Origin of the sequence: Streptomyces sp. NPDC050546, from assembly GCF_044457425.1 — a bacterium.
GTDB lineage: Bacteria > Actinomycetota > Actinomycetes > Streptomycetales > Streptomycetaceae > Streptomyces.
Genome location: NZ_JBITGX010000008.1, coordinates 231465 through 248048 on the forward strand (window position 1 = coordinate 231465; position 16584 = coordinate 248048).

Sequence of the window (16584 nt, forward strand, 5' to 3'; positions counted from 1 at the left end):
GTGGGTGGGGTGCGAGTGGGTGACGGAAGAACTTCAGGAACGTTTCGGCTGGTCTGTGTCCGACGCGATGAATGGGCGATCCATCACACTGTTGACATTTGGTTGAACGAGCCAGAGGATTCCCGGGGTGACCCACTCCGCGCACCTGCCCCCCGGCCTCGACGAGGCCGCCCACCGCTGCCTGGTCGCCGGCTTCGCCGGCACCACGACCGTGCCCGACACCCTCAAGCGGCTCGTCGACCGGGGGCTCGGCGGGGTCATCCTGTTCACCCGGAACGTGCGGGACGCGGAACAGGTGCGGCGGCTCACCGCGGAACTGCGGGCCCTGCGGCCGGACCTGCTCGTGGGGATCGACAACGAGGGCGGCGGGATCGGTCACCTGGTGGGCGCGGGCGCCCCCGAGGTGCCCGGGTCGTACGCGCTCGGAGTGGCCGACGACCCCGGGCTGACCGGCCGTTGCGCCGACGCCCTGGCCGGGCACCTGGCCTCACTCGGCATCACGGTCTCCTACGCCCCGGTCGCCGACCTCCAGCACCATCCGCGCAACCCGATCGTGCGCACCCGGTCCTTCGGCGCCGAACCCGCCTTGGCCGCCCGGCATCTGCGGGCCTGGATCACCGCCACCGAGCGGCGGGGCGTCGCCTCCTGCGCCAAGCACTTCCCCGGGCACGGCGGCACCGAGACCGACAGCCATCACGGGACGGCCGTCGACCCCCGGTCGTACGACGAACTGCGGGCCGACCTCGAGCCGTTCCGCGCCGCCGTCGACGCGGGCGTGCCGATGATCATGAGCGCCCATGTCGTCTACCCGGCGCTGGACCCCGAGCGGCCCGCCACCCTGAGCCGCCGCATCCTGGGCGATCTGCTCCGCCACGAGCTGGACTTCGACGGGGTCCTGGTCAGTGACGCCCTGGAGATGAAGGCCATCGCCGACCGCTACGGCGAGGCCGCCGGGGCGCGGATCGCCCTCGCGGCGGGCGCGGACCAGGTCATCGTGGCCGTGCCGGACCTCGAGGTCACCCTGGCCTGCCGGGACGCGGTGCTCGAAGCGCTGCGCTCGGGCGCGCTGCCCGAGGAGCGGGTGCGGGAGGCCGCCGGGCGGGTGCGGCGCCTCGCCGTGCGGTACGCCGCTCCGCCCGCCGGCGCCGCCGACGGCTGGGACGCGGGGGCCGGTCTCGAGGCCGCCCGCCGGGCTGTCCGCAGCCGGCCGCTGCCGTCGGGCGTGCGGGGCGCCCATGTCGTCGACCTGTTCCCGCCGCCGCATCCCGCGCTCAACTGGGGCGGCGAGGACCTGCTGACGGAGGTGCGGGCCGTCGACCCCACGGCCACGGGCACCGCGGTCAGCGGAGAGCCGGCGGATCCGGCCCCGTTCGTGGAGGAGATCCTGCGCGCCTCCGGTGACACGCCGCTGGTCGTCGCCACCTGTGACGCCGGGCTCCACCCCTGGCAGGAACGGCTGCGCGCAGCCCTGCTGTCCCGGCGGCCCGGCGCCGTACGGATCGACACCGGGCTGCCGGAGGGCGGCACCCTCTGCTCCTACGGGCGGGGGCGGGTGAATCTGCGGGCCGTCGCCGAGGCGCTGGCGGGCGGCCGGGACACCCCGGCCGTCTGAGGGCTCACGGCACGCGTACGACCTCCTTGATGCCGCGCGCCGCGAGGTACGCGGCGTCGTCCGCCCGCCCCGCCAGGACCACCGCCGGGTGGACGCCCCGCGCGCGCAGGGCCATCCACGCGTCGAAGTACGCGCCTCCCGGTCCGGAGACGGAGCGGGTGGACGGCGTGCAGTCCAGGACCAGGGCCGTGTCGCGGGGCCGGACCGGGTGGTGCCCCGCGCGCACCGCGGCGACCGTCTCGGCCAGGGCCGTGGCGATCGGCTTGGCCTCGCCCCGCGCGTCGAACAGGCCCAGGGTGTACTCCAGTTCCGGGTAGTCGGCCAGGGACCGGTCCACGTCGTGGGAGCACCACCAGGTCACGCCCCACAGCCCCGCGCACCCGGCCGCGTTCCGCACGGTCGCCCGAGCGAAGTCCGGGGCGTCGGCCGCCGGGATGTGGGGTTCAGGGGCGCCCGTCTCCTGGACCCAGACCGGCCGGGCCGGATCCTCGGCGTAGGCCTTGGCGAGTTCCGTGCCGTACTCGGCGAGGTGCAGCACCTGGGGCGAGCGGGGGCCGTAGCGGCGGGCGCAGTCGCCGGAGAACACCCAGGGGTGGACGGTGGTGACATCGCCCTTGCGGGCCGAGGCCTGAGGGGTGAAGGGGTGGTCGTCGCCGTACCAGGCCGCGTCGTAGGCGGAGTGCGTCGCGAGCCGGCCCGGGGGCAGGTGCTCACGGGTGGCGGACAGCAGGGTGTCGAGGTAGTGGTCCACCTCGTCCGCGGTCACCGGGTTGTGCTCGACCAGGTTGTTCAGCTCGTTGCCCAGCTGGAGGCCGATGAGGTTCGGGCGGCCGGCGAGGGCGCGGCCGAGGGTGCGCATCAGCTCGGCCTGGGCGGCGACGGCCTCCGGGTCGGTGAAGACGTTGCGGTGGTGCCAGCTTCGCGTCCACTCCGGGTAGAAGTCGAAGCTGGACAGATGGCCCTGCACCCCGTCCACCAGGACGTCGAGGCCGGCCTCGGCCGCGATGTCGACGAGGTGGCCCAGCTGGTCCACGGCCGCCGGGCGGATGAACGTGCGGTTGGGCTGGAGGAGCGGCCACAGGTGGAAGACCCGCACGTGGTCGAGGCCGAGGGCGGCGATCTGGTCCAGGTCCTCGCGGGCGTGCGCCGGGTCGAAATCGTGCCAGGCGTGGAACCAGCCGCGGCGGGGCGTGTAGTTGACGCCGAAGCGGAGCGTGGGGATGGGATCCTCCTCGGGTCGAGCACCCAGATCCCTTGCTCTGGGTGAATGCATCAATCACCATAGTCGGCGATGGGTAATGAATTGAACCAGGAGCGTCAGGGCGGCTCGTCCTTGGTGGTCGGTCTCGACGCGGGCGGCACGCGGACCCGGGCGGTCCTGGCGACCGCCCTGGACGGGCGTCCGCTGGGTGAGGGTTCCGCCGGGCCCGGCAACGCCCTGACCGTCCCGGTGCCGCAGCTCACGGAGCATCTCGCCGAGGCCGTCGGGCAGGCCGTGCCCGAGTCCCTCCGGGCCCGGGTCGTGGCCGTGGCCGGCGGTTTCGCCGGCGCGACGGACGCCGCCGCCGACGAACCGGGGCGGCGCAACGCCCTGGCCGCCCTCACCGCCGCCCTGCGCCGACTGGGCATCGACGCCGGGGCACCCGTCATCGGCAGCGACATCGAGGCGGCCTTCGCCTCCGCCCCGGGCGCCCCGGCCGACGGCCTCGCCCTGGTGGCCGGCACGGGCGCGGTCGCCATGCGCATCACCGGCCGCCGCGGCACCGCCACCGTGGACGGCGACGGCTGGCTCCTCGGCGACGACGGCAGCGGCTTCTGGATCGGCCGCGCGGCGGTCCGGGCGGCGCTGCGGATGGCGGACGGGAGGGGCGCGCCGACCGTGCTGGCGGAGACGGTGGGGCGGGAACTCGGGGTGCCGGGCGACGTGCTGCCCGGCGGAGCGGCCGGGGGTGTCGCCGGTGGTGTGGTCCGGAACCTGTCCCCCGATGTGGTGCAGGGCGTCGCGGAGGGGGCGCCGGATGACGCGCGGCACGAGGCGCCCCCGCCCGCGGGCGGGCCGACCGGAGCGGCCGGGGCCGGTTCCCCCGCCGACCGGCGCCCCCTCCCTCCCGACGACACCCCCTGGTCCCGCCTCCACCGCGAGGCCTATCGCAGACACGTGCTCCCCGCTGTCATGGCCGAGCCCCCCATCCGCCTCGCGCGACTCGCGCCGCTGGTCGCCGAGGCGGCCGAGGACTCCGTCGCCCTGGCCATCCTGGACGAGGCGGCTGACCAACTCACCAACGCGATAAGGGCGTTGGACCCACATCCGGGAGAGCGGCTCGTGGCCACCGGAGGCCTGATCGGCCCCGACGGGCCGCTCACCTCACGTCTGGAGGCCCGCCTCGACACCCTCGGCCTGACCCTCGACTGGGTGCCTGACGGCCGCCTGGGCGCCGTGGCCCTGGCCCGTCTCGCCCGCGAGGGCCGTACATGACCGTCGCCCCGGTTCTCTACCGCGATCCCGCCGCCCCGGTCGACGACCGCGTCCGCGACCTGCTCGCGCGTATGACCCCGCGCGAGAAGGCCGGACAGCTCAACCAGCGGATGTACGGCTGGGACGCCTACCGCCGCACCCCCGACGGCGGCTTCGAACTCACCGACGCCCTGTACACCGAGACCGAGCGCTTCGCCGGACTCGGGGCCCTGTACGGGCTGCTGCGCGCCGACGCCTGGTCGGGCGTCGACCACACCACGGGGTCCGGCGCCGAGGACGGTGCCGAACTGGCCCACCTCGTCCAGCGGCATGTCGTCGAGCACAGCAGGCTCGGCATCCCGGCCCTGTTCGTCGAGGAGGTGCCGCACGGGCACATGGCCCTCGACGGCACGGTCCTGCCCGTCAACCTCGCCGTCGGCGCCGCCTGGGACCCCGGGCTCTACGAGCGGGCCGCCGCCCACGCCGCCGCCGAACTGCGCGCCCGTGGCGGGCATGTCGCCCTGGTCTCGGCCCTGGACATCGCCCGGGATCCGCGCTGGGGCCGGACCGAGGAGTGCTTCGGCGAGGACCCGTATCTGGCCGCCCGGCTCACCGTGGCGCTCGTGCGCGGCATGCAGGGGGAGCGGGGACCGGACGGGGCCTTCGCCCCGGACAAGGCACCCGTCGTCCTCAAGCACTTCGCAGGGCAGGGCGCCACCGTCGGCGGCCGCAACTCCGCCGAGTCCGAACTCGGCCTCCGCGAGCTGCACGAGATCCACCTCCCCGCCGCCCACGCCGGTGTCCGGGCCGGAGCAGCCGCCGTCATGGCCGCCTACAACGAGGTCGACGGGATGCCCTGCTGCGGCAACCGCGCCCTGCTCACCGGACTGCTGCGGCACCGCTGGGGCTTCGACGGACTCGTCATGGCGGACGGACTGGCCGTGGACCGGCTGGCCCGTGTCACCGGCGACAAGGTGTCGGCCGGGGCTCTCGCGCTCGACGCGGGGATCGACCTGAGCCTGTGGGACGAGGGCTTCACGCATCTGGAGGAGGCGGTCGAGCGGGGGCTCGTGAGCGAGGAGTCCCTGGACACGGCCGTCGCGCGGGTGCTGCGGCTCAAGTTCCGGCTAGGGCTGTTCGAACAGCCCTACAGCGCCGGCCCGTTCCCGGACCCGGCCGTCGGACGTGAGCTGAGCACCGCCCTCGCCCGGGCCGCCGTCACCCTCCTCCGCAACGACCGAGGCGTCCTGCCCCTGTCGACCGGCTCCCGTATCGCTCTCCTGGGGCCGCACGCCGGCACCGTCGCCCACCAACTCGGCGACTACACCGCCCCGCAGCGCCCCGGCACCGGCACCAGCGTCCTCGACGCGCTCCGGCGAACCGGCGTCGACGTGCGCCACGCCGAGGGCTGTGCCCTCACCGGCGACGACCTCTCCGGCGTCCCCGGGGCGATCGCCGAGGCCGCCGCGTCCGATGTGGCCGTGCTCGTGCTGGGCGGGAGCAGCGCCCGTACGCCCGGCACGGAGTTCGACGCCAACGGCGCCGCGCGCACCGTCGTGTCCGAGATGACCTGCGGAGAGGGTGTCGACCTGGCCGGGCTCCGGCTCGGCGCGGCCCAGCACGCCCTGCTCGACGCCGTCACGGCGACCGGCACACCCACCGTCGTCGTCCTCGTCCAGGGCCGCCCGCACGCCGTCCCCGAGGCCGCCGAACGGGCCGCCGCGCTGCTCACCGCCTGGTACCCGGGCCCCTGGGGCGGCGAGGCGATCGCGGACGTGCTGCTCGGCCGGGCCGAGCCCGTGGGCCGGCTGCCCGTCTCCGTGCCGCGCTCGGCAGGCCAACTGCCCGTCCACTACAACCACAAGGACACCGAGTACGGCGGCTACGCCGACGCCGACGCCGAGCCGCTCCTCGGTTTCGGGCACGGGCTGTCGTACACGAGCTTCGCCTATGGAACGCCACGGCTGTCGGGGCGGACCGTCGAGGTCGACGTCACCAACACCGGGGAACGGCACGGGCGTACCGTCGCGCAGCTGTACCTGCGCAGGCTCGTCACGCCCGTCTGGCCGCGCGCACTGGAACTCCGGGGCTTCCGGGCCGTCGACCTGGAACCGGGGGAGTGCCGTACGGTGGCGTTCGATCTCGGTCCTGACCAACTCGCGCAGGTGGACGCCGACTTGCGGACGGTGGTCCTGCCCGGCACGGTCGAGCTCCGCGTCGCGGAGTCGGCGCGCCGGGCCCTGACCGCCGTACCGGTCGAGCTCCGGGTCGATCAGAGCTTCACGGCACCGGACGAGACGCCCCGGTAGAACCACCGCTGGGTGATGACGAACAGCACCAGCACCGGGATCACGGAGATCACCGAACCGGCCATCACCATCCGCTGGTCGTAGCCGAACGACGAGCTCTGGAGCCGGGCGAGACCGAGCGTCAGAGTGAAGTGCTCCTCCGAGCGCAGCACGATCAGGGGCCACAGGAAGTCGTCCCAGGCGCTGATGAAGGTGTTGATGGTGACGACGAGGATCGCGCCGTAGGCGGAGGGCAGATACAGATGGCGGAAGCGTTTCCACTCGCCCGCCCCGTCCAGCATCGCCGCGTCCTCGATCTCGCGTGGCACGGCGAGGAACGCGGCCCGCATGATGAGGACGTTGATCGCGGCGACGAAGCCGGGCAGCCAGACACCCGCCAGATGGTCGACCAGGCCCATGTCCCGGATGCTGAGGAACAGCGACACCATGATCGACTCGAAGGGGAACATCATGGACGCCATCAGCACCACCCAGACCAGCTTGCGGCCCTTCCAGCCCGGCTTGGACAGCATGTAGCCGGCCAGGGTGGAGAAGACGAGCTGGCTCGTGACGGACAGCGCGACGATCACCATGCTGTTCCCGATGTACGTCCACACCGGGACCTGGGCGAAGATCTCGCGGTAGGCCCGCAGGGTCGGGTGGTGGGGGATCAGCGAGGCACCGGCGCCGAAGACGTCCTCGCCCGCGCCCTTGAGGGACGACAGCAGCTGCCACAGCAGCGGGCCGACGGTGATGAAGAGGACGAACACCAGCAGCAGATAGCGGACGACCAGTTCGCGCGGTCGGCCGTAGTCCCGCCAGCGGGGCATCAGACGTCGGCGCTTGTCGACGGCGGTCGTCATGCCTCGTCCTCCTTCGTCAGGCGCTGGGCGAGCAGCGTGAGGCCCAGGGTCAGGGCGAACAGGGCGACGCTGACGGCGGCGCCGTAGCCGGCGTTGCCGGTGAGCGGGTCGAGGCCGACGTCGCGGATGTAGAAGGGCAGCGTGCGGTCCGCGCCGCCGGGGCCGCCGGTGGAACCGCCCAGCATGTAGATCTCCGTGAAGACCCTGAGGGAGCCGATACCGGTCAGGGTGCCGACCAGCATCATCGAGGTGCGGACGCCGGGCACGGTGACGTGCCAGAAGCGGCGCACGACACCCGCGCCGTCCACGGCCGCCGCCTCGTGCAGCTCCTTGGGGACGTTCCCCAGGGCGGCCAGGTAGAAGATCATGTACCAGCCGAGGCCCTTCCAGAGCGTCAGCCCCATCGCCGACAGCAGGATCAGCCACGAGTCCGACAGGAACGGGATGGCGTCCCGGATGATGTGGGCCTGCTGCAGCCAGGTGTTGACCAGCCCCTGGTCGCTCAGCAGCCATTGCCAGCTCAGGCCCACGACCACGCTGGAGGCGAGCACCGGCGTGTAGAAGGCGGAGCGGAAGAAGCCGATGCCCGGCAGGTTCTTCTCCACCAGGATCGCGAGCAGCAGCGGCAGCAGCACCATCAGCGGGACGACGATCAGCGCGTACAGCAGGCTGTTGCGGGTGGCCAGCCAGAAGTCCGGATCGCCCAGCATCCGGCGGTAGTTGTCCAGGCCGACGAGGTTGTACGCCCCGCCGAGCGGCTTGGCGTCGGTGAAGGAGACGACGACCGTGTTGAGGAACGGGAAGACCCCGAACACGGTCGCGCCGATGATCGCCGGGGCCATCCACAGCCAGGGCAGCCACCAGCGGCGGTGGAGCGCCGCGCCCCCCGCGTCGGCGCTCGGGCCGGGCGTCACGAAGCGGAGGGCGCGGCGCAGGGGCCCCGGCGGCCGGGAGGGGGAGGCGCCGCCGGGGCGTCGGGCGCCCGCACCCGGGGGAGCGGGGACGGGCGCCTGGTGGACGGTCGGTTGCGTCATCCTCAGCTGCCCTGCTCGATGAGCTGGTCGGCCTTGGACTGGGCGTCCTTCAGAGCGTCCTCGGCGCTCTTCTTGCCCTGCATGGCGAGCTGGATCTGGGCCGAGATCGCGTTCAGCTCACCGGGCGTCAGGGCGATCTCGTCGGCCGTGGCGGTCTTGCGGTCACTGGCGACGATCTTGCGGGCCTCGGCGAAGGGGTCGTCGCCCTTGACCGACTGGAAGAACGGGTCGTTCAGGGAGGCCGTGGTGGAGGGGAAGATGACGACGTTCGGGTCCTTGGCCCAGGCGAGCTGGTTCTCGGCGTTCGTCAGGAACCGTGCGAAGGCCAGCGCGGTCGAGGCGTTCTTGCTGGTGGACGCGGTGCCGACGTACTGCGGGGCGCCGACGGTGTGGCCGAGCGCGTCGAGCATGAACGGGGCGACGCCGGTCTTCTTGTAGACGCTCGGGTTGTTCTGCTGGATGAACCGCAGGAAGTTGGGGTTGGTGGGGCCGTAGACGAGCTTGCCCTGGCCGTAGACGTTGGCCGGGTCCTGCGTGGAGGACAGCGAGTCCCTGGGCATGCCGCCGGCCTTGTAGAGCTTGGTCATGGCCTCGACCCACTGGGCGGTCTTCGGGTCGTCGGCGAAGGTGAACTTCTTGCCGTCGGCCGAGAGGATCTCGATGCCCATCTGCTGCCAGTCGGCCGGGATGCGCAACTGCGGGTTGGCGAGGAACGCGTAGTACTTGCCGCCGGAGGCCTTGGCCACCTTCTCCGCGTCGTCGAACAGGCCGAGCACGGTCGTCGGAGGTTTGGCCGGGTCCAGGCCGGCCTTCTTCATCAGGTCGGTGTTGAAGGTCTGCACGATGCCGCCGGAGTACCAGGGCAGCACGCTGTGCACCTTCTTGCCGTCCGCGTCGGCGTACATGCTGGACTTCCACAGCGCGGGGGCGAACGGCTTGCCCGCGTCCGGCGCCTTGTCGTCCAGGTTCAGCAGATAGCCGTTCTTCGTCAGTGCCACCGCCGTGTTGACGTTGATGTTCACGACGTCGGGCAGTGTGCAGCCCTGCGCGTCGGCGACCAGGCGCTGGGTGAAGGTGGCGTCGCCCGGGTCGTCGATCCAGTTGACCTCGGTGCCGGGGTGGGCCTGCTCGAAGGCGTCGATGACGCCGTTGAAGTACTTCCCGAAGTCCTTCTTCAGGTTGGTGGTCTGGAACGTGATCTTTCCCTTGACCTCGCCGGAGAGCTTGCCGGAACCGACGTTGCCCTTGTCGACCTTGCAGCCGCCGGCCGTGGCGTCACCACCGTCGGAACCGCCGCCGGACAGGCCGCAGCCGGCGGCCGTCAGGGTCAGGACGACCAGACAGGTCAGGGATCCGGTGAGTCTTCTTGCGCGCATTGCTGCCCTCCTGGGACCAGTCGTCGCTGGATCGAGTCGCTGGATCAAATCACCAAGTCGGACTTCGATTGATGAAAATGTGGACCAGAATTCATCGGAGGTCAATGGTTTTGCTCAGTGGTGGTGTTCGTGATCCTGGTGCGTGGGATCGCCGGGGTGTTCGTAGCCCTCGGCGTACTCGACCTCCGCGCGGGCCTCGTCGAGCCAGGTGAAGAAGGCGCGGTGGGCTGCGGCTTGGCGCAGTTCGCTCTCGATGCCGTGGCGTACGTGCCTGTACGGATGGATGTCCGTGGGAGCTGGTTCGTCGTAGGGGTCGATGCCGCGGCGCAGGGCGTCGGGGGTGAGGTAGCGGTCCCGGTTGCGGTCGTAGTAGTCCCGTACGGCCGATTCGGGGATGTCCTGCTCGCGTTCCAGGTCGGTGAGCAGGGCTCGGGCGGCGGGGGAGTGGGTGAGGGCTGCCGCGATGATGCTGCCGAGGGTGGCGACGTCGGGTTCGGGGACGGTGAGCTGCCGCATCGGCAGGACAACGTCCGGCGGGGCGAGGCTTCGTTGCGCGCAGGCTTGGCGGGCGAGTTCGTCCGTGATGACTACCTGCGTCGCCCAGCGTTGGCGTTGGCGGTCTGCACGTGCGGCGCCGTTGGGGCTGGTCGCGCAGTTCCCCGCGCCCCTTGAGGGCGATGCCGAGCCGCCGCTCAGGAAGGCGGCTACCCGTTCCCTCGGGATCGCCTCGCCCCGGACGCGTGCCGCGTGATCAGACGTCATGGCGTCACCACCAGCTCCACCGCCTTCGTGTACGCCACGCAGCCGTGCCAGGCGATCTTCGCCAGCAGCCAGTACGACCCGGGCGGCACCGCGTCGCCGTTCACCTCGATCGCTGACTCGCCCCGCTCCCCGCCGGGCACCGTGAAGCCCTGGCAGGACGGGGTGACCCCCGGCCAGGTGCCCCAGGAGGACACGGCCCAGATCGTGCCGTTGACGGGGCCCTGGGTGGGGTTTCGCAGGGTCACGGGGACGCGGGCCCGCTCTCCCCGGCGGACGGTCACCCGCTCGACTCCCAGATCCGTCAGCAGAGTCGGGCCCGTGTGGCCGTCCGGGACGTCCAGGGCCACCACGTCCTCGTACGTCTGGCCGCCGTACGACAGCCGGGCGGCGAGCCAGTGGCGGCCGGGGGCGGGTTCCGGGGGCGGGGTCACCGTGATGTCCGTGAGGGTGAAGCCGCCGGGGGCGAGGGCGTAGGGGAGTTCGGCGGGTTCGGTGGTCCAGCCGGGTGGGGTCGCGAAGGTCACCGTGCCCGACACCGGGGCGTCGGTGAGTTCCGAGGAGACCCGGACGGTCGCGGTGACCGGGCCGTCGGCGGTGAGGGTGGTGGGGGAGAGGTAGACCGCTACCGGCATGTTGCCGCGTGGGGCGGGGCCGGAGTTGTGCAGCCAGTAGCGGGTGGCGATCGGCTGGGCGGGCTCGTGGGCGTCGGTGCCCGGCCCGGAGGCGAGGTCCGGGGCGTGGGCCGGGGTGGCCAGGATCGTGGCGACCTCGAAGCCGGTCAGGCCGGCCTCGAGAACGCCGTCCGCGTCCGGGGCGAGGGGCTCCCCGGGCGTCTCCAGGACGTCGGCGCGGGCGCCCGCCGACCAGGGGACCGGTCCGGCCGGCCGGACCCGCACCGGGCGCCCGTCGACCTCGTGCACGCGGATGACGACGCCCTGCCCCGGATCCACGGGTGCCGCGCTGCCCCGGGCCAGCGGGGAGCCGGCCGGTTTGAGCGCGTCGAGCAGTACCTCGCCGTCGGACTCCAGGCGAAGCAGGGCGACGTCCCTCGGGAGGGCACCCGAGGAGCGCCGGAGCCGTGCCGTCAGCGGACGGTTGTACGCGTGCCCGGCCTGGGGCAGGCGCAGTTCGCGCCAGTCGCCCGGGCCCGCGACGACGGCGTACTCGAAGGTGTGCGACCAGCGCTGGAGCTGGAAGCCGGAGCCGTCGGGGGCGGTCCGGCGAGGCGGGTCGATCCAGATGCCGGACGGCCAGCCGGTGCAGGAGCGCATCAGGGACAGGTACAGGTCGCCCGAGGAGGTCACCACGCAGCCGGGCGTGCCACGGTTGAGGACGGCGAAGCCGCGCCCGTCCCAGGCGTCACCGGGCGGCAGGGCCTCACCGCCACCGGCGGCCGTGGCCGTCACCGTGAAGTCGTCCAGGTCGGCGACGAGCGCGTCGACCGCCTTGGCGTCGTCCTCCGGACGTGCGCCCGCCACCACGAGCAGCGGCAGGCGTTCCAGGTCGCGCAGGTCGGCCCCGGGGATCCACTCCTCGCGCAGAGAGGCGCGCGGCGCGACCCAGACGGCGGCCACGCCCCGGTCGGCGAGCTGACGCCTGAGTTCCCGCCCGGCCGCCGGGTCCCAGCCGAGCGCCTCGGCGGCCACGGGGTTGCGGTCGGGGCCGCCGACGGCGATCCGGATGTCGGGGAGGTTGGAGTCGACCTCCAGGTCGCCGTAGCGGGGTCCGCCCGCGATGGTCGAGGTCGCCGTGACCCCGGCCCTGACCAGGGCCGCCGCGAGCGGGGCCCCGAGGTCGCCCGCCATGTCCCAGTCGGCGTAGACGAGTTCGGCGACGCCGATCGAGCGGTGCCCGAGGAGCGTGCCGGAGTCGTCGTGCACCGCGACCCGCGCGGTGGAGCCGAGCCCGAACCAGGTGTTCGCCGGATTGTCCAGCGTCCACGGGAACCGCTCGCTGTCCACCTCCACGAACCCGAACCCGCGCCCGATCACCGCGTCCGCGACCTCGTGCACCGGCTGTCCGCCCCGCACGTCCGACGGCCAGCGCACCCGGATCAGCCGGTCGGCGCCGTCGTACCCGTCGAGGGTCGTGGTGACGTCGAGCCGGTCGACGCCCTGCCACAGCGTCAGGCGCTGGGTGTAGCGGAAGAGGCCGAGGTCGGCGGTGACGGTGATCCGGGAACCGGCGGCGGAGTGCTCGGCGCGCACCTCGGCGGTCACGTCCCGGCCGCGGGCGGCGGTCGTGCCGGTCGGGGTGAGGTGCCAGGGGCCCTCGCCGAAGCGCGGATGCCTCGGGTACTCCTCCTGGACGACGATCTCGTTGCCGATGTCCCCGGGCCGCAGCAGCTCCCGGCCGCCCTCGGTCATCGCGCGCAGACTGCTGACGCCACCGCCGCGTGCCGGGTCGACCGTCACCTCGTAGAACTCGTTGCGGATGGTGAGGCCTTCGGCGGGTTCCCATCCGGGGACGGTCCCCTCGGTGAGCGGGAGCGCCTTGAGGCCCATGCCGGGTACCTCCGGGACGACGACGTGCAGGCGGCCGTCCTCGCGGACCGCGGGGAGTCCCCGGGGGACGAGGCCCGGGTCGTCGACCGTCAGCACGTCCCGCCGCGCCCAGGTCGCGGAGTTGAAGACGACCAGGTCGGGGCCGTCGCCGGGTGCGACCTGGTCGGCCAGGGCCTGGGTCGCGTCGGCGTGCACCCTCACCGCCAGGTCGTGCAGCTCCCGCCAGCCGGTCATCAGGTCGATGTACACCTGGTCCGACTCCGAGCCGGTGATGGCGTCGTGGTGGGCACCGTAGACGAGCTGCCGCCAGGCCTTGTCCAGGGCCGCGTCCGGATAGGGGTGCCCGGTGACGAGGGAGGCGAGCGTCGCCCAGGCCTCGGCCTCGGCGAGCAGCGACTCGCCGTGGCGCTGGGCCTGCTTGGTGTCGATGTAGGAGACGTCCTTGCCGGTGTAGACCGGGTTCATGTCGCGGGTCTGGGGCGATGCCTTGCGGCCCTCCGCCTCCAGCTCCGCGCGGACGGCGGCGAAGAAGTCCCGGGGGACCGCGCTGACGAACCGCGGCCACACGTACCGGGCGTTCCAGTCGCGGTGGATGTCCATGACCCAGCGGCACGGGGGCGCGTAGTCCCCGCCCACCGGCAGCAGCACGTTGCGGGTGAGCGCGACCTGCTTGAGCCGCTGGAACAGCTTGTACGCGGCGGCGTTCGCCTCCGGCAGGGTGGGCGCGTTGTCGATCGCCCAGCCGGCGCCGTAGTGGTTGACCATGTACGCGGTCAGCAGGCCGCGCCCCGACGGGGCGATCCAGCCGAACTCGGCCGGGAACTGCATCCGGCCCGGGTCCCTCGGCTCCTCGCCGAACACCGACAGCGTCGGCCCCCACTGGTGGAAGGGCCCGCGCGCCCACGAACTTGAGCTGACCCCGGCGTCCGCCATCAGCCCCGGGAACTGCGGGTCGTGCCCGAAGGCGTCCAGCTGCCAGGCCGTCTCGGGCGCGGCCCCGATGATCCCGCGCTGGAAGCCGTCGCCGTACAGGGCGTTGCGCACGGTCGCCTCGGCGCCGGTGAGGTTGGTGTTGGGCTCGTTGTAGGTGCCGCCCATGATCTCGACGCGGCCGGTGCGGATCAGCTGCCGCAGGAAGGCGCGCTCCTCAGGGAAGGAGTCCCAGTAGGGCTTGAGGTAGTCGACCTCGGCGAGCACGAAGGTGTACGCGGGGTCGCGGCGGGCCAGGTCGCAGTGGGCCCGGACCAGGCTCATCCCGGACTGGCCGCGCGAGTCGAAGGTGCGGGCCGGCAGTCCGCTGCTCGCCGGGTCGTCGGCGACGTCCCAGGTCTCGGTGTAGGCGCCCTGGGTGTTCCACCAGACGGGGTCGTAGTGGAAGTGGCTGACCATGAACATGGTCCAGCCGGGTTCGGCCGCCGTGAACACGCCGGTGCGGGTGGTGACTTCGCCCCCGTCCATGGCGGTCACGGTGATCTCGCGGCGGTCGCCGGGTACCAGGTCCTCGCCGATCACGGATATCTCGGCGCGCACGGTGCCGTCCTCGCCGACGGTGGTCTCCGTGGTGCCGCTGAGGCCCGGGCCCTCGACGCTGAGCCGGACGGTACGGCCCGGGGTGTGGCTCAGCTCGACGGCCACCACTTGGCGCGGCTGCTCGGTGGTCCCGGTGAAGAGCTCGGTGGACTCGACAGAGGTGACGCGCATGGGGCTCCTACGAGTGCTCTGGGGGGAGCCCCATCCTGCACGGCAGGAATGATTCAAACAACCATCTTCACATCAACTTGGTGGTTCATCCATGCACCCTCGGCCATGCCCGCCGACGCCTCGCGCCCCCGTGGCCATGCTCACCTGGCCCGCCGGGACTTCACCGCGTGCTGCCCGGCGATGTGGTCGGTCAGCGCCAGCGAGGCGCTCGCACGCTGGTAGGAGAGCTGGGCGACCCGGACGTACAGGCAGTCGATGAGCACCAGCGCGCTGTGCCGGGCGCCGATGCTGCCGGTGCGGAAACTGGTCTCCGAGGACGAGGAGACGAGCCGGACGTCGGCGGCCCGGGCGAGCGGCGAGCGGGTGTCGGCCGTGATCGCGATGGTGGTGGCCCCGCGCTCCTTGGCCAGTTCGAACGGCTCGATGGTCTCGCGCGTCGCACCGGAGTGGGAGATGCCGATCGCCACGTCGGCGGGTGTGAGCAGGGCGGCGGAAGTGGTCGCGGCGTGCACCTCGGTCCAGCCGCGCACCGCGCAGCCGATCCGGAACAGCCGGGTCTCGGTCTCCTGGGCCACGGCCCCGCTGCCGCCGACGCCGTAGACATCGATACGCCGGGCCCGGGCGGTGGCCTGTGCCGCGCGTTCGACGGCGTCGAGGTCGATCCGCTCGATGGTCTGCTGCACCGCCCGCAGATCCGCGCTGCCGACGACCTGTACGACCCGCTCCAGGCTGTCGTCCGGCGAGATGTCCGGGCCGATCTCGGCGGTCCCCCAGTCGGAGACCTCGCCCCGGCCGCGCTCCTGGGCCAGTTCGATCAGCAGGTGCTGGTAGGAGTCGAGGCCGATGGCCCGGCAGAAGCGGGTCACCGTCGCCTGGGAGGTGCCGGTGCGGCGGCCCAGCTCGGCGGCCGAGCAGTGGGTGACGGCGGCCGGATCCTCCAGGATCAGCTCGCCGACCTTCCGCAGGGAGCCCGCCAGCCGGGGCAGCTCGGTGCGGATCAGAGTCGTGACGTCCGTGGGAGGCATGGGGAGAAGGTACCAGCCACCCTCCAAGGCATGACTTGAATACCAGGACCCGACGCCGGGCCCGATTGAACACCGGGGAGCTGTGTGATTTATTGAGGGATGGTTTATTGATTCATCGACGGAGAAGTATAGGGTGGTTCAATCCATCAGTGGGGAGTGTGATCGCGTGTCCGTCGAGTCTGTGAGCGCCCAGGGGTTCGCGCGGGAGAGCCTCGCCGTCCTCCAGCAGGTCATCGAGTCCGCCCGCGATGATGTGGCCGCCGCCGCCGGCCTGGTCGCCGAGTGCGTGCGCGCCGACGGGGTCGTCCACGCCTTCGGCACGGGCCACTCGCAGGCCCTCGTCCTCGAACTCGCCGGCCGCGCCGGCGGACTGGTCCCCACCAACCGGCTGAGCATCGCCGACCTCGTCCTCTACGGCGGCGAGAACCCGGCCGTGCTCGACGACCCGCTCCTCGAACGGCAGCCCGGGGTGGCGCGGCGGATCTACGACCTCGCCGCCCCGAACCCCCAGGACCTGTTCGTCGTCATCTCCAACTCCGGCGTCAACAACGTCATCGTGGAGATGGCCCTGCACGCCAAGGAGCACGGCCACCGCGTCCTGGCCCTCACCTCCCTCTCCCACACCCGGGCCGTCCCCGCCGCCCATCCCAGCGGGCGGAAGCTGGCCGACATCGCCGACGTCGTCCTCGACAACGCGGCCCCGCGCGGCGACTCCCTGCTCGAACTGCCCGGCGGCGGCTCGGTCTGCGCCCTGTCCACGCTCACCGGAGTGATGCTCGTCCAGATGACCGTCGCCGAGGCCGCCGGCCGCCTCCTCGCCGCCGGCGAGCGCCCCCCGGTCTATGTCTCGGCCAATGTGCCCGGCGGCTTCGAGGGCAACCTGGAGCTGGAGAAGAGGTACGCGGGCCGGATCCGCCGCACCGCGAGCTGAACCGGACCGTACGAAACGGCCGGGGCCCCCGCT

The 16584-nt window shown here is 72.6% G+C and carries 11 protein-coding genes; 4 read left to right on the forward strand and 7 right to left on the reverse strand.

Annotated features, from left to right (window positions below; translation table 11 throughout):
• Nucleotides 1-127 precede the first annotated feature (127 nt).
• Nucleotides 128-1612, forward strand: coding sequence for a beta-N-acetylhexosaminidase (gene nagZ, locus ACIBK5_RS21515; protein WP_399021482.1), 1485 nt, complete (start codon nt 128-130; stop codon nt 1610-1612).
• A 4-nt stretch (nt 1613-1616) separates the two neighbouring features.
• On the opposite strand, the gene ACIBK5_RS21520 is transcribed toward nagZ, so the two are convergent.
• Nucleotides 1617-2885, reverse strand: coding sequence for a glycosyl hydrolase (locus ACIBK5_RS21520; protein ID WP_399021483.1), 1269 nt, complete (start codon nt 2883-2885; stop codon nt 1617-1619).
• Between the two features lie 18 nt (nt 2886-2903).
• On the opposite strand from ACIBK5_RS21520, the gene ACIBK5_RS21525 reads away from it, so the two are divergent.
• Entirely contained in the window at nt 2904-4088 is a 1185-nt protein-coding gene (locus ACIBK5_RS21525; RefSeq protein WP_399021484.1) for an N-acetylglucosamine kinase, read from the forward strand.
• Nucleotides 4085-6376 (forward strand): glycoside hydrolase family 3 N-terminal domain-containing protein, encoded by a 2292-nt coding sequence (locus ACIBK5_RS21530; protein WP_399021485.1) that lies wholly within the window; start codon nt 4085-4087, stop codon nt 6374-6376. Before ACIBK5_RS21525 ends, ACIBK5_RS21530 begins: the two co-directional genes overlap by 4 nt.
• Here ACIBK5_RS21530 and ACIBK5_RS21535 read toward each other — a convergent pair.
• The 6 genes from ACIBK5_RS21535 to ACIBK5_RS21560 all read right to left on the reverse strand — a co-directional run bounded on the left by ACIBK5_RS21535 (nt 6340) and on the right by ACIBK5_RS21560 (nt 15620).
• A complete protein-coding gene (locus tag ACIBK5_RS21535; RefSeq protein ID WP_399021486.1) occupies nt 6340-7218 on the reverse strand; it encodes a carbohydrate ABC transporter permease in 879 nt (292 codons plus the stop codon). The two genes, ACIBK5_RS21530 and ACIBK5_RS21535, sit on opposite strands and share 37 nt — an antisense overlap.
• On the reverse strand, nt 7215-8252 hold the full coding sequence (locus tag ACIBK5_RS21540) for an ABC transporter permease subunit (RefSeq protein WP_391113971.1): 1038 nt from the start codon (nt 8250-8252) through the stop codon (nt 7215-7217). The genes ACIBK5_RS21535 and ACIBK5_RS21540 overlap by 4 nt, the downstream gene beginning before the upstream one ends.
• 2 nt (nt 8253-8254) lie before the next feature.
• Nucleotides 8255-9628: an extracellular solute-binding protein gene (locus ACIBK5_RS21545; protein WP_399021487.1), complete on the reverse strand. Its 1374-nt coding sequence runs from the start codon at nt 9626-9628 to the stop codon at nt 8255-8257.
• A 114-nt stretch (nt 9629-9742) separates the two neighbouring features.
• Nucleotides 9743-10390 (reverse strand): peptidyl-prolyl cis-trans isomerase, encoded by a 648-nt coding sequence (locus ACIBK5_RS21550; protein WP_399021488.1) that lies wholly within the window; start codon nt 10388-10390, stop codon nt 9743-9745.
• Nucleotides 10387-14595 carry an NEW3 domain-containing protein gene (locus ACIBK5_RS21555; RefSeq protein WP_399021489.1) on the reverse strand — a complete coding sequence of 1403 codons (4209 nt, stop codon included), beginning with the start codon at nt 14593-14595 and terminating at the stop codon, nt 10387-10389. Before ACIBK5_RS21555 ends, ACIBK5_RS21550 begins: the two co-directional genes overlap by 4 nt.
• A 140-nt stretch (nt 14596-14735) precedes the next feature.
• Entirely contained in the window at nt 14736-15620 is an 885-nt protein-coding gene (locus ACIBK5_RS21560) for a MurR/RpiR family transcriptional regulator (RefSeq protein WP_399021490.1), read from the reverse strand.
• 166 nt (nt 15621-15786) lie between these two features.
• Between ACIBK5_RS21560 and ACIBK5_RS21565 the strand changes: the two genes are divergently transcribed.
• Nucleotides 15787-16551, forward strand: a complete 765-nt coding sequence (locus ACIBK5_RS21565; protein ID WP_399021491.1) for a sugar isomerase domain-containing protein — start codon at nt 15787-15789, stop codon at nt 16549-16551.
• Nucleotides 16552-16584 lie beyond the last annotated feature (33 nt).